The organism is Bacteroidota bacterium (assembly GCA_013696965.1).
Taxonomy (GTDB): Bacteria; Bacteroidota; Bacteroidia; order JACCXN01; family JACCXN01; genus JACCXN01.
In genome coordinates this window covers 23,794-36,673 of sequence record JACCXN010000014.1, presented here as the reverse complement: position 1 = coordinate 36,673, position 12,880 = coordinate 23,794, and the positions used below count along the sequence as shown (strand labels likewise).

At 32.7% G+C, this 12,880-nt stretch carries 17 protein-coding genes; 12 read left to right on the top strand and 5 right to left on the bottom strand.

Annotated elements, in window-relative coordinates; all coding sequences use genetic code 11:
* Positions 1 to 13: 13 nt before the first annotated feature.
* Genes H0V01_02785 through H0V01_02770 form a run of 4 tightly spaced genes read right to left on the bottom strand, consistent with a single transcriptional unit; the run spans position 14 to position 1,279 of the window.
* Entirely contained in the window at positions 14 to 328 is a 315-nt protein-coding gene (locus H0V01_02785; protein ID MBA2582296.1) for a YtxH domain-containing protein, read from the bottom strand.
* 21 nt (positions 329 to 349) lie between these two features.
* Entirely contained in the window at positions 350 to 817 is a 468-nt protein-coding gene (locus H0V01_02780) for a YtxH domain-containing protein (protein ID MBA2582295.1), read from the bottom strand.
* A 29-nt stretch (positions 818 to 846) separates the two neighbouring features.
* Positions 847 to 1,032 carry a hypothetical protein gene (locus H0V01_02775; GenBank protein ID MBA2582294.1) on the bottom strand — a complete coding sequence of 62 codons (186 nt, stop codon included), beginning with the start codon at positions 1,030 to 1,032 and terminating at the stop codon, positions 847 to 849.
* Between the two features lie 31 nt (positions 1,033 to 1,063).
* Complete coding sequence (locus tag H0V01_02770) at positions 1,064 to 1,279, bottom strand: hypothetical protein (protein MBA2582293.1); 216 nt, start codon at positions 1,277 to 1,279, stop codon at positions 1,064 to 1,066.
* 604 nt (positions 1,280 to 1,883) lie between these two features.
* Here H0V01_02770 and H0V01_02765 point away from each other — a divergent pair.
* Entirely contained in the window at positions 1,884 to 2,387 is a 504-nt protein-coding gene (locus tag H0V01_02765; protein ID MBA2582292.1) for a hypothetical protein, read from the top strand.
* Between the two features lie 29 nt (positions 2,388 to 2,416).
* Here the strand turns inward: H0V01_02765 and H0V01_02760 are convergent, their stop codons facing one another.
* Positions 2,417 to 3,595, bottom strand: coding sequence for an acyl-CoA dehydrogenase family protein (locus H0V01_02760; GenBank protein ID MBA2582291.1), 1,179 nt, complete (start codon positions 3,593 to 3,595; stop codon positions 2,417 to 2,419).
* 132 nt (positions 3,596 to 3,727) lie between these two features.
* On the opposite strand from H0V01_02760, the gene H0V01_02755 reads away from it, so the two are divergent.
* The 11 genes from H0V01_02755 (at position 3,728) to H0V01_02705 (ending at position 12,873) form a co-directional block, all read left to right on the top strand.
* The gene (locus H0V01_02755) at positions 3,728 to 4,360 is read left to right on the top strand and encodes a T9SS type A sorting domain-containing protein (protein ID MBA2582290.1); all 633 of its coding nucleotides are present in this window, start codon (positions 3,728 to 3,730) and stop codon (positions 4,358 to 4,360) included.
* A gap of 2 nt (positions 4,361 to 4,362) precedes the next feature.
* Positions 4,363 to 4,779: a hypothetical protein gene (locus H0V01_02750; protein MBA2582289.1), complete on the top strand. Its 417-nt coding sequence runs from the start codon at positions 4,363 to 4,365 to the stop codon at positions 4,777 to 4,779.
* 35 nt (positions 4,780 to 4,814) lie between these two features.
* Positions 4,815 to 5,165, top strand: a complete 351-nt coding sequence (locus tag H0V01_02745; GenBank protein ID MBA2582288.1) for a hypothetical protein — start codon at positions 4,815 to 4,817, stop codon at positions 5,163 to 5,165.
* 35 nt (positions 5,166 to 5,200) lie between these two features.
* Complete coding sequence (locus H0V01_02740) at positions 5,201 to 5,740, top strand: YceI family protein (GenBank protein MBA2582287.1); 540 nt, start codon at positions 5,201 to 5,203, stop codon at positions 5,738 to 5,740.
* 76 nt (positions 5,741 to 5,816) lie between these two features.
* Entirely contained in the window at positions 5,817 to 6,722 is a 906-nt protein-coding gene (locus H0V01_02735) for a hypothetical protein (GenBank protein MBA2582286.1), read from the top strand.
* A 66-nt stretch (positions 6,723 to 6,788) separates the two neighbouring features.
* The gene (locus H0V01_02730) at positions 6,789 to 7,934 is read left to right on the top strand and encodes a DUF4271 domain-containing protein (GenBank protein ID MBA2582285.1); all 1,146 of its coding nucleotides are present in this window, start codon (positions 6,789 to 6,791) and stop codon (positions 7,932 to 7,934) included.
* Positions 7,935 to 8,037: 103 nt separating this feature from the next.
* Positions 8,038 to 8,781 (top strand): uroporphyrinogen-III synthase, encoded by a 744-nt coding sequence (locus H0V01_02725; protein ID MBA2582284.1) that lies wholly within the window; start codon positions 8,038 to 8,040, stop codon positions 8,779 to 8,781.
* Positions 8,782 to 8,909: 128 nt separating this feature from the next.
* Positions 8,910 to 9,302, top strand: a complete 393-nt coding sequence (gene rnpA, locus H0V01_02720; GenBank protein ID MBA2582283.1) for a ribonuclease P protein component — start codon at positions 8,910 to 8,912, stop codon at positions 9,300 to 9,302.
* A complete protein-coding gene (gene yidD, locus H0V01_02715) occupies positions 9,283 to 9,504 on the top strand; it encodes a membrane protein insertion efficiency factor YidD (GenBank protein ID MBA2582282.1) in 222 nt (73 codons plus the stop codon). Before rnpA ends, yidD begins: the two co-directional genes overlap by 20 nt.
* A 20-nt stretch (positions 9,505 to 9,524) precedes the next feature.
* Positions 9,525 to 11,225 carry a S41 family peptidase gene (locus H0V01_02710; protein MBA2582281.1) on the top strand — a complete coding sequence of 567 codons (1,701 nt, stop codon included), beginning with the start codon at positions 9,525 to 9,527 and terminating at the stop codon, positions 11,223 to 11,225.
* A gap of 91 nt (positions 11,226 to 11,316) precedes the next feature.
* The gene (locus tag H0V01_02705; protein MBA2582280.1) at positions 11,317 to 12,873 is read left to right on the top strand and encodes an O-antigen ligase family protein; all 1,557 of its coding nucleotides are present in this window, start codon (positions 11,317 to 11,319) and stop codon (positions 12,871 to 12,873) included.
* The last annotated feature ends 7 nt before the right edge of the window (positions 12,874 to 12,880 follow it).

Below are 12,880 nucleotides of genomic sequence, written 5' to 3'. Positions count from 1 at the left end.
TTTTTGTTTTTTATTATTTTTTTCTTTTGTCTGTCTTTTCTACATATTGTCTTGCAGTTGATTTTGCCCTTCCAAATCCACCCTTGAATTCATCCGCAATATCTTCTGTATTTGTTCTAAACTGTCCTGATATGTCAGAAGTTTTTTCTGCGATCATATCAACTCCTTGCATAGTTTTCTCTTTTATATTATACGCTGCCCTTTTTGCTGAGTATGCGATATCTTCTCTTAAATACCTGCCTTTTTTAGTTGTAAATAAAAAGCCATACACCGCTCCCGCCGCAGCACCTATAAGTAAAGAAAATATGAATTTATTGTTCGTTTTCATTTCTATTGTTTTTAATTGTAATTAATGCTGGGATTGCTTCTCAGAACGAAAATTATTAATCAAATCTATGATATCGTCCTTGGTTTTTCCTAACTTTTTCTGTAGCTTTCCGATCAGCTCATTTTCCATCCCGCTCACGTAATTAAGATCCTCATCCGTTAAATTTGCATACTTTTTCTTTAATTTTCCTTTTATATCGTTCCAGTTTCCTTTTAACCATATTGCATCTATTCCTGCAGACATCCATTCTCCACCTTTAAGTTCAGAAAACATATTAACAACCCTTCCCATAATATCATCAAGGGATCCCATTACTTTGCTTCCAGATTCCTCCAAATTATCTGTAAAATCTTTAGCCTGATCGCTTATTTTTTTTCTTGTTGTTTCTCCTTTATCGGGAGCATACAAAATTCCCAATACAGCTCCGGCTGCAGCTCCAGCCAAAAAAGTGAACAAAAAATTATTTTTATTTTGATTTTGATTTTCCATTTTTTTAATTCATTTAGTTTTTTAAATATTTACCACTCAACTTCTCTTTTAAAATTATTCTTTTTCTTACCCTTTTTTGCATTTTCCGTTTCAATATTTTTCAATATTTCTTCTTCCACATTATATAAATCCTCTGTGTTATTAAAATTCGAAAGCTGACTTTTTATCTTTGCTTTTTGACTGTTCCAGTTACCTTTTATTTTAACCGTGCTCATTTTTACTGATTTAATTATTGATTATTTTTAATTATGCTACTCTTGAAAGGTTATTAAACCTGATGCTGTTTAAGAAATTAATTTCTGTAACCATATTAATTGCTTCGTTTTCTCTTGAAAGCATCTTATCTTCCTCAAACTCCCTTATTAAATCATCAATGTTATCATCTTCTGTAAAATTCAATATAATAATTTCATTTTTTCCTGTAAAGTTTTTTTTGCTTTTGGTGGTAAGTATAGATTTCATAATAAATTAGTTTTAGTTAATCCTTTAATTATTACTGTATTTTCCTTTATGAAACATTCTTGCCACAGTTTAATTTACATTTGCAGCATTAAGCAAACCAATAGAATGTTAATGAGTTACAATAAAATTAAATTTATCACCTCAAATATTTATTTTTGTTTCCGAGAAAAAAATTCCACAATTGGGGCAGAAATTCCCCCAAATACAAGCTTTTGTCCACCTGTTAAAATTCCCATACCAGGCAGGTTATCCTATTTGGATAGTAAAAATATGCCATAAAAAAAATCATCTTATTTTCTATTTTTAAAAGAGTGGTTTTAATTTAATCCGGATTAGATTATACGATCGCTTTTTTGACTTTAAATTTGAACCTTAAAACTTCAGGAATAAATTTTTATTACCCTCTAATTTTAAACCAAAGCCATGGTTTAAATAACCCCATTTTGTGGAAATGCTTACGAAAAAAACAAATATCAATGCTTTGAAAAATCCCATCAAAGGCTTGTAGTTAATAGAAATTACGCAAACAAAAAAGTGAATTTTTCATAGGCAGGAAATTTTCAAGACTAAAAATAAATGATATGCATTTATACCTATCTTGAAAATGAAAAAAAAGCACTACTTGTTTTTCTCTTTTTGTATTTCAATACTGTTTTTATCCTTGATCAATAGCTGTAGTTCAGCCAGATATACTGGTCTAAAGAGTTACCAATACTCTGATATTAGTTTAAAAGATGAATTCACAAACCGTATTGTACGCCCTGAACCTCCATTAGAAGAGCTGGTGATATTACCTGATTCTTTACTTGTGCCAAAAGAACATATTGTTCTTGTAAAGAATGATAAAAAGAATTTTAAAAAGCCTTTTCCAAAGCAATCAAAAGTTGAAGTCAGAAAAAGCGAACAACTAAATTTGGTGGTTAAAAGAAAAGTTAAAATACCCAAACCTTATCAAGGGCCAAAATTTGACAGACTTACTTCAACTTTTGCCGTTAATTCATTTTTAATCTGGATTGTTGGTTTTTTCCTAATTGGCATAGGGGCTATTATGCACATCTTTTTAGTTCTGGCAATAGCACTTGTTGTATTATCCATAATCAATAAATAATATTATTATTGATTTATTTAAACTCTTGTTTATTCAAAAGCGCTGATTCCGGTAACATCCATTCCTGTAATGAGTAAATGAATATCATGAGTACCCTCATAGGTAATTACCGATTCCAGGTTCATCATATGACGCATTATTGGAAATTCTCCGGTTATGCCCATACCACCATGTATTTGCCTTGCTTGACGCGCAATTTCTAATGCCATATTAACATTGTTGCGTTTTGCCATTGAAATTTGAGCAGGTGTGGCACGGTGTTCATTTTTGAGTACACCCAGTCTCCAGGTTAGCAATTGAGCCTTTGTGATTTCTGTAATCATTTCAGCCAGTTTTTTTTGAGTAAGCTGAAAACCTCCAATGGGTTTACCGAATTGGATTCTTTCCTTTGAATACCTTAATGCAGAATCATAACAATCCATTGCTGCACCTATTCCACCCCAGGCAATACCATAGCGGGCAGAGTTAAGACAACTCAAAGGACCTTTCAATCCCTTAACATCAGGAAAAATATTTTCTTTTGGAATTTTAACATTGTCAAAAACAAGTTCTCCTGTAGCACTCGCTCTTAAAGACCATTTTCCATGAGTTTCCGGTGTTGTGAATCCATTCATTCCTCTTTCCACAATCATTCCCCTTATTGCACCTTGCTCATCTTTAGCCCAAACTACTGCAATATCTGCATAAGGGGCGTTTGAAATCCACATTTTAGCCCCGTTCAATAAATAATAATCCCCTTTGTCTTTAATATTTGAGATCATTCCTGAAGGATTTGAACCATGATCAGGCTCTGTTAATCCAAAACAACCCAACATTTCACCTGCTGCAAGTTTTGGAAGAAATTTTCTTTTTTGTTCTTCTGTTCCAAAAGTATAAATGGGATACATTACCAGTGAACTTTGAACAGAGGCTGTTGATCTGATTCCAGAATCTCCTCTTTCGAGTTCCTGCATAATTAATCCATAGGATATTTGATCCAAACCAGCTCCACCATATTCTTGGGGAATATAAGGGCCAAAAGCACCTACCTCAGCCAGCCCTTTGATTAATTGCCTTGGGAATTCAGCTTTCTGGCAAGCTTCCTCTATAATTGGAGATACCTCTTTTTTAACCCATGCACGCACTGTATCACGTACTAATTTATGTTCATCTGTAAGCAGCTCATCCATTTGGAAATAATCAGGAGCTTGAAATCTATCTGTGGCCATATCTTAAAATTTACGATGACAAAATTAATCTTTTTTTATATAAACAGGATTATTTATTACATTTGTTAAAACCTTGTTTATTAGAGGTTAATGAATAAAGTTTGAATTTTATAAAAAACCAATAAATAAATTATGAAAAAAAACATACAAATTCTTCTTCAAGCTATTACTTTACCTATGCTTTGCTTAATTCTGGTTTTTTCAGCAAAAGCAACAATTCATCAGGTTAATGTAGCCGATTTTTCGTTTTCGCCCTCTTCATTACCTAGTGTTTTTGTTGGGGATACCGTAAGATGGACCTGGTCAGGTGGGTCTCATACTACAACTTCCACTTCCGTGCCAACTGGAGCAAGCTCCTGGGATAATCCAATGAATTCAACCAACACCAGCTTTGATTATAAAGTTACCCATGTGGGAACCTATAATTATCAGTGTTCCTTTCATATTGCTAGTATGGCGGGATCATTTACTGCAAGTGAACCATTAGGGGTAGCATCTACAGCTAAAACAGCTAAAGATGTTTCCATTTATCCTAACCCTTTTATTAATTCTATTCACATAGACAAAAAAGGAAGTGATTACAATGAGGCCATTATTACAGATATATTGGGAAAAAAAATCATCTCAGTTAATTTAAACAACAAAATCACCATAATTGACGAAAGTAATTTTCCTGAAATAGGTTCAATTCCTAATGGAATTTATTTTGTTACACTTACTAATCAAAATCAGAATAAAAACACAATTCGTATTGTAAAAAATTAACTATGGATTTGAAAAACATCAAAAGAGCTTTTCTGATTCCTTTAATTGTTGTTTGTATTTTTGCAATGGTTTTTTCTTCATGCACTTATGACAGGTTTGAAATTCCTGTAGTTCATGTTCATGTATGTGAAGTTGTTTCAAAAAAAATAACAATAGGTGTTTCGGATTATAAATTTTTGCCAGCAAATGTATCCGCAACTGTTGGTGATACTATTGAGTGGATTTGGGAATCCGGAGGACATACCACAACTTCTAAACCCGATATTCCAACAGGTGCAGTTGTTTGGGATGCCAATATAAGTGAAAACAATAAATCATTCACATACATTCTTCAGGTTGAAGGCGTTTATAATTATGTTTGTACTCCTCATGCTCCTAGTATGAGCGGGGTAATAACTGTTTCTAAAAAAGATTGTTGATTTTCTTTTTTAAATCCAAAAGCAAATTATTCTTTATGAAATGTATTCATTTTATATTTTTTTTATCCCTTGTACTTTTTTTTACGGAATCCTGCTCAAAGAAAAAGACAGAAGATACTAAGTTTGATTGTACTTTAGAAAATTATTCTTATAATTCAGACATCAAACCTATTATTAACAGTCGTTGCTCGATTAATGGCTGTCATAACAGTGGCTCCCCAAATGGAGATTACACAACTTACCTGGGAGTAAAAACAAAAGTTGATAATGGATCTTTGAGGGAACGGGTGGTGACAAAAAAGGACATGCCTTCAGGAAGCCCTTTGTCCGCCGAAGATATAGCAAAGTTCGAATGTTGGATTACTAGTGGAAGTAAGGAAAATTAATTTAAATGCACTAAAAAAATCTATCTAATTCTATTATGAAAAGAATCCTACTCCTTCTATTCTTGATTTTGCCATACATTATTCAGGCACAGCATCTTTTTAACTCTGTTTCAGGAGAAGTTTCTTTTTTTTCAAAAGCGCCACTTGAAGATATTTATGCCTTAAATAAAGAGGGAAAATCAATTATAAATTCCAAAACAAATGAAATTGTAGTTGTGTTTGGAATACGAGCATTTAAATTTGAAAAGGCACTTATGGAAGAGCATTTCAATGAAAACTACATGGAAAGCGACAAATATAAAACTGCAATTTTCAAAGGTAGCATTATTGAAGCAATTGATTATTCAAAAAACGGATCCTATAAAGTTACCGCAATTGGAGAGCTTGAAGTACACGGAGTAAAACAAAAAAGAACATTAGAGGGAACCCTGGATATAAAAAACAATGCACTTACACTGAACACCAAATTTGGGATTGATTTAAAAGATCATAAAATAAAGATCCCAAAAGCCGTTGTTAAAAACATTGCTGAATCCGTTGAAGTTACAGCTGTTTTTAATTATGAACCAAAATAGAATAGCAAATAAATCCTAATATTCCACCTATCCATTTTCCTTTTTTTCATAATTAAGATTATCTAAATACATACAAATGAAATATTTTTCTCTAATCCTGTTTTTCACACTATTTGCAACGCTGAGCGTTTCTTCCCAGGAAGACCTTCTTGAACTAATGGGTGAAAATGAAGCAAGCAATGAAAAAGTATTCGCAACATTTAAGGCACTCAAGGTTATTAACGCGCAAACAAACGAAACTGTAAAAAAACGTGTTCTGGATTTTCGTATAACGCATAGGTTTGGAAACATTGGCTCTCAAAGTGGCGGTGGACATACTCTTTGGGGGTTTGACAATGCTTCAAACATTCGTTTTTCTTTTGATTACGGCATTTGCGATAAGTTACAAATTGGTATTGGCAGGAGTAAAACTATGGAACACCTGGATGGTTCAATCAAATACAAATTACTTGAGCAATCCACTAAATCAATGCCTGTTTCCGTTACTCTTTTTTCCATTATGGCATTTACACCTGAAAGGGACCTGGATGAACGATACAAAAAATTCGAACACCGATTATCCTATGTTCACCAGATTATTGTTGCCAGAAAATTCACTGATCGACTTTCCCTTGCTTTATTGCCAACATATTCACATCGTAATCTAGTTGATAATTTTGTTAATCCTGCTAACAATGCTTTTGAAACAAATGATATTTATTCAATTGGTGTAGCAGGAAGAATAAAATTAACTCATCGCACTATCCTTGTTGCCGATTATTTCTATAATTTTTCTGATTACCGGATAAATAATCCAAACAGGGCTTACTACAATCCACTTTCTATAGGCATTGAAATTGAAACTGGTGGACATGTTTTCCATTTGAATCTTTCCAATTCAGCTGGCATAATTGAAAATGATTTTATTCCAAATACGCGTGACAGCTGGAGAAATGGTGGCTATAAATTCGGGTTTAATATTTCAAGAGTGTTCAATATTTAAGCTCCTTGTACAATTTTTCGAATTGAACTGCGTATTTTTGTAACTTATTTAACTCATCCACGAACTTTGCCTTTCTTTTTGCCTACTATTTATTCACAAGATACGCTTAAGTCTACTTTGTTTGTTCCTGACATTCCAGTTGGAAGGGTTGAAGAATTTTATGATTTTGGCACAGAGCCGGCTGAAAAAGAAAAAGATAAAAATCAAGTCATTAAACCTTCAGTAATAAAGAAAATAACTGTAGAAAATGAAAAGCCAAAAGCAAAACCAAAAGCACAGGAACAAACCCCGATAAAAACAATCAGTGCTAAAACAATAGAAAATCAAATAAAGGAAGAAAACAACGAGGCAGTAAATGTCACCGATTCTGTTCCGGTGAAAATAGAAGGATCAAATTTTACCTCCCTTCATTTTTATGATAGCATTAAAAGCGACTGGAGCCAGATTTACAAGACAGAGGTTAGGGAAACTACAATTCAGCGTTCTACATCTCTTTTTACTGGTCATGCTTTGCAGGCAAAAAGCCAAGAACCAATTTTTATCAAAAAAAACCAGGATGGAATGATTGGCGCATTTCTGATTATTCTTGGATTATTCGCTTTGGTAAAAGTGGTGTATTATAAGCAATTCAAGAAGTACTTTATTTCTTTTTTTAATCTTCGGTTTAATATTCAAATGCTTCAAAAGGAAAAAGCAGTAAGTGAGCAAATATATTCAATTATGCTTGTTGCAAGCTTACTTATAACCACTACTTTTTTATACCAGATAATTGAACATTATGGCTTAAATATTAAAATTTCTTTTTCTTTTTTTTCTGACTATTTATATTTAAAAATACTTGCCCTTGTATTAGGTAGTTTTTTATTAAAAATATTTATTGTAAAAATCTCAGGTTTTATATTCAATTCAAACAAAATAACTTCTGGTTATATTTTTAACATGATTTTGTTTTTTAATATTCTCAATATTATTCTTTTACCAATTGTTATAGGAATCCAATATGCAAACCTTATTCCTGTTCAATTTTTATTTATAACCGGAACAGTCATAATTGGACTAACTTTCTGTTTTTTGCTTCAGCGCTTATATATTTTGGGGAATTCGGAACAAGGTACCTCTTCTTACTATATATTTTTGTATCTTTGCGCCCTTGAAATTATACCAATAATCCTTATGTTCAAATTTTTAAGTTTTAGATTGGAGTTAATTTAGCAGGGTCAAATTAAAAGAATTCATTGAAAATTCACTAAAATTTCTTTCTGAATCTATGTTTTCAAAAAGCAATCTAATGTGTTTAAAATAAATTAATATTCAGATGAAAGTTAAAAGTATACTGGTTACTCAACCAAAGCCTGAAACTGAAAAGTCACCTTATTTTGATCTTGCCAATAAATTTAATATTAAAATCGATTTCAGGCCATTTATACATATAAAAGGTGTTCCTGCATCAGAATTCAGGAAGGCAAAAATCAATATTGCTGAGCATACAGCTGTAATTCTAACTAGCAGGAGTGCTGTTGATCATTTTTTTAGAATGTGTGCCGAAATGCGTGTTACTGTTCCTGATTCTTTAAAGTATTTTTGCATTAGCGAATCTACTGCATATTACCTTCAAAAATATGTACTTTATAGAAAAAGGAAAATATTCTTCGGCAAACAAACATTTAGTGATTTAATGGAAGTAATAAAAAAACATTCCGAAGACACATTTCTTTTACCTGTTGCCGATATCCATAAACAGGGAATAACTGAAGTGTTAAAGAAAAGCAACATCAAATTTACAAAAGCTATTTTTTACAACACCGTTTGTAGTGATTTAAAAGATCTTTCAGATGTAAATTATGATATTCTGGTTTTTTTCAGTCCGGCAGATATTGAATCCTTATACAAAAACTTTCCTGACTTTAAACAAAAGAAAACAAGGATAGCTGCCTTTGGATCAACTACCCTTAAAGCAGCAGTTGCAGCAGGATTAAAAGTGGATATTCCAGCCCCTACCCCATCTACACCTTCAATGACTATGGCTCTTGAACAATATATAGTTAAAGCTAACAAATAGTTCTTTTCTAATTTAAGAACATTTATTTTCTGTCCTTTTCATACTTTTGAATAGAATCCCTGATTTTTTGTTCATTAAATAAAAAACGACTGTAAAAGACCTTCTTTATCAGGACATTAAAAAATAAAATGCCGCAAACATTTAAAAAAGAGGAACGTTTATGCAATAGAAATCAAATAAAGGAATTATTTGAAAAAGGAAATGTTATAAAAGCTTATCCCTTAAAAATGTTGTGGGAAAAAAAAGACGACAACGATACATTTCCAGTTCAGATCCTAATTGCAGTACCCAAAAGAAATATCAAAAAAGCTGTATTAAGAAATAAGATTAAGAGAAGAATCCGAGAGGGATACAGGAAAAACAAATACCGTTTTCAAGAAGCCATAATTAATCAAAAACTAAGCTGTTCGGCTGTTATTCTATTTTCAGGGAAAGAAGAAATTTCATATATTGATACAGAAACAAAAATAATTCAATTGCTAGAACGTTTAATGGTTGAATATGCAAAAAATAATCAGTAGTTTTTTTATCTTGTTGATTAAAGGGTACAGGATATTTATTTCGCCTTATACTACACCTTCTTGTCGGTATACACCCACTTGTTCGGAATATAGTATTCAGGCTTTAAAAAAACACGGAACATTTAAAGGCATATATTTAACAATTAAAAGACTGATTTCCTGTAACCCTTGGGGTGGCAGTGGGTATGACCCAATTCCCTAAAACAATATAAAATTCCTATTATGAAAGATAAATTCAAACAAATACTTCGCAAGCAAAAAGTTTTTATAGTTATTGCGGCTATTTCTGTTACATCCTTCTTTACAATCAGCTTTGTTGACAATCAATTTGAGGTTTCAAAGAACCTTGATATTTTCGCTACAATGTTCAGGGAGCTTAATATTTATTATGTGGATGATACAAATCCTGGAGAACTGATGAAAAAAGGCATTGATGCAATGCTTGAGTCCCTTGATCCTTATACAAATTACATTCCTGAGTCGGACATTGAAGACTATCGTTTTATGACTACGGGTGAATATGGTGGCGTAGGTGCACTTATCAGGCAAAAGGGCGATTATGTAGTAGTTGCTGAACCTTACGAGGGCTTCCCTGCACAAAAAGCAGGCTTAATGGCCGGAGATATTATTTTGGAAGTAAATGGCAAATCTGCAAAAGGAAAATCGACCAGTGATATTAGCAAAATCCTAAAAGGACAGCCTAACACAAGTGTTAAAATAGTTGTTAAAAGATCTTCTGAAGCGGAGCTACTTGAAAAAACCATTATACGGCAGGAAATAAAAATTGACAATGTTCCATATTACGGAATGATTGACGAGAAAACCGGATATATTAAACTTAGCGGCTTTACTGAGACTGCAAGCAAAGAATTCAAGGAAGCCTTTACCGAACTTAAGGAAAAACACAATATGAAAAACCTTGTTTTTGATTTAAGAGGAAATGGTGGGGGATTACTCAGGGAATCGGTTAATATTGTAAATGTTTTTGCCGAAAAAGGTCAGGAAGTAGTTAGTACTAAAGGAAAAGTAAAAGACTGGGACAAAATACATAAAGGCTTAAATGCTCCCCTTGATCTTGAAATGCCAGTTACTGTGCTTACTGATCGTAATTCAGCATCAGCTTCTGAAATTGTTTCTGGCGCTCTTCAAGACCTAGACAGGGCAGTAATAATCGGACAGCGCACTTATGGCAAAGGACTTGTTCAACAAACAAGGCCTTTGAGTTACAATGCCCAAATGAAGATTACCGTTGCCAAATACTATATCCCCAGCGGAAGGGGAATCCAAAAACTAGATTATGCCCACCGTAATGAGGATGGCACAGTTACCAACATTGCAGATTCATTAATTAAACCATTTAAAACTAAAAATGGCAGGATTGTTTATGATGCAAAAGGTATTGCTCCGGATATTGAAACTGAGGAAAAAAAATATGCCAATGTAACGGCCAGCATAATGAGTGAATCCCTTGTTTTTGATTATGCAACAATCTATAGAAATAAGAATCAAACAATCCCCTCTGCTTCAAAATTTAAGCTCTCGGATGAGGAATATGATACTTTTGTTAAATTTCTTGATGACAAAACTTATGAATATTCAACTCAAACTGAAAAAATTGTTGAGCAGTTAAAAATCACGGCCGAAAAAGAAAAATATTTTGATGCTTTCGCTACTGAATATGAAAATCTGAAAAACAAAGTGAATAAAAATAAAAAAGAAGACCTTTATACTTTTAAAGATGAAATAAAGGAATTGCTTGAAAACGAAATTGTTTCAAGGTATTATTATCAAAAAGGAAGAATTGAAGCTTCAATAAAATATGACATTGAAATTCAAAAGGCCCTCGAGGTATTGAAAAACAAAACTTATGTTTCTATTTTGGATGGCACAAAGGCCATGGAAACTAAAGTTGAAAAAAAATAAGAATACTAATTTAAAAAGTCTTCCTTTGTCTTTAATAACAAGCAATGGAAGACTTTTTCATCTTTACCATCATCTGATTTATTAAGAGATAATGCAAATCAACAGTAAAATTAATCACAGCAATATTTATTTTGCCGGGCTCATTCTACTTACTGTTGTAATGCCATTTTCGAACCTTTTAATGAGTATTGCCCAAATAATTCTTATTCTGAATTGGATAGTAGGCGGCAATTTGAAGGCTAAATTTAATCTTTTTCTGAAAAACAAAACTGCTTTGGTTTTAAGCGGGGTTTTTATTATTCATGTATTCGGACTTTTATATTCCAGCAATTGGGTTTATGGATTAGAAGATGTGAAAAAGAAAATTCCTTTGTTGCTGCTTCCTCTCATTATTTCTTCTTCTCCTGGCTTATCAAAAGAAAAAATAAATTGGATATTGAAATTTTTTCTGCTTTCTGTATTTATAGCAACCCTTTCAAGTACAATAGTTTTCCTTGGCCTTACAGGAGTGGAAATTACGGACATAAGACAAATATCTTTGTTCATTTCAAACATTCGATTTAGTTTGATGATCGCCATGGGATTTTTTATTGCAATCTATTTCTTTTTCAATAAACATGAAAATTTGAAGTATGTATTCGGGCTTGCTGCAATATGGTTAATTTGTTTTCTTGTTTTGATGGAATCCCTTACCGGATTAATTATTACTTCCTTTGTTGCATTAACTATATTTTTCTTCTGGGTAATAAAACAGCCTGGGAAATATAAAGTTTTCGGGCTTTTATTTCTTTTTGGCATACTAATTATTCCGCCCGTTTATGTTGCACTGGAAATAAAAGACTTTTACAGCCCCAAGCGTCTGAGCTTAGATGAGTTGGAAATTTATTCTGCTGGTGGAGAAGTTTATATTCATGATATTGAAAATCAGGAAATTGAAAACGGGAATTACGTGCGTATTTATATCGCAATGAATGAACTAACTGAAAACTGGAATCAAAGAAGCCAAATTGCTTTTGACAGTATCGACAGGAAGGGACATTTCATTAAATACACAATCATGCGTTTTTTAACTTCCAAAGGATTGAGAAAAGATGCCCAGGCATTGAAAACCCTAACCCAAGAGGAGATTATTGCCATTGAAAATGGTGTTGCAAATGTTGATTATCAAGAAAAATCAAGCCTTCATGACAGGATAAGACAGGTAATCTGGGAAGTGGATTGGTATTTTAAGGGATATGATCCCAGTGGACATTCTGTATCCATGCGTTTTGAATTTTGGCGAACAGCTTTAGGCATAATTAAAGGGAATATATTAACTGGCGTAGGAACAGGTGATCCACTTTGGGCATTTAGTGATCAGTACTTAAATAACAACACGCAGTTAAACGAAAAATTCAGGCACCGATCCCACAATCAATTTTTGGCCATTGCTGTTGCCCTGGGTTTAATTGGGTTAATTTACTTTTTATTTTCCCTTGTTTATCCATTTATAAGTGAGAAAAACAGCAAAAACTACTTCTATCTTGTCTTTTTTGTAATTGCGATATTTTCTATGATCTCTGAGGACACTTTGGAAACCCAGGCAGGAGTAACTTTCTTTGCCTTTTTTAACAGCCTTTTATTGTTAGGGGCAAGAGATGAAAAATAATTTTATT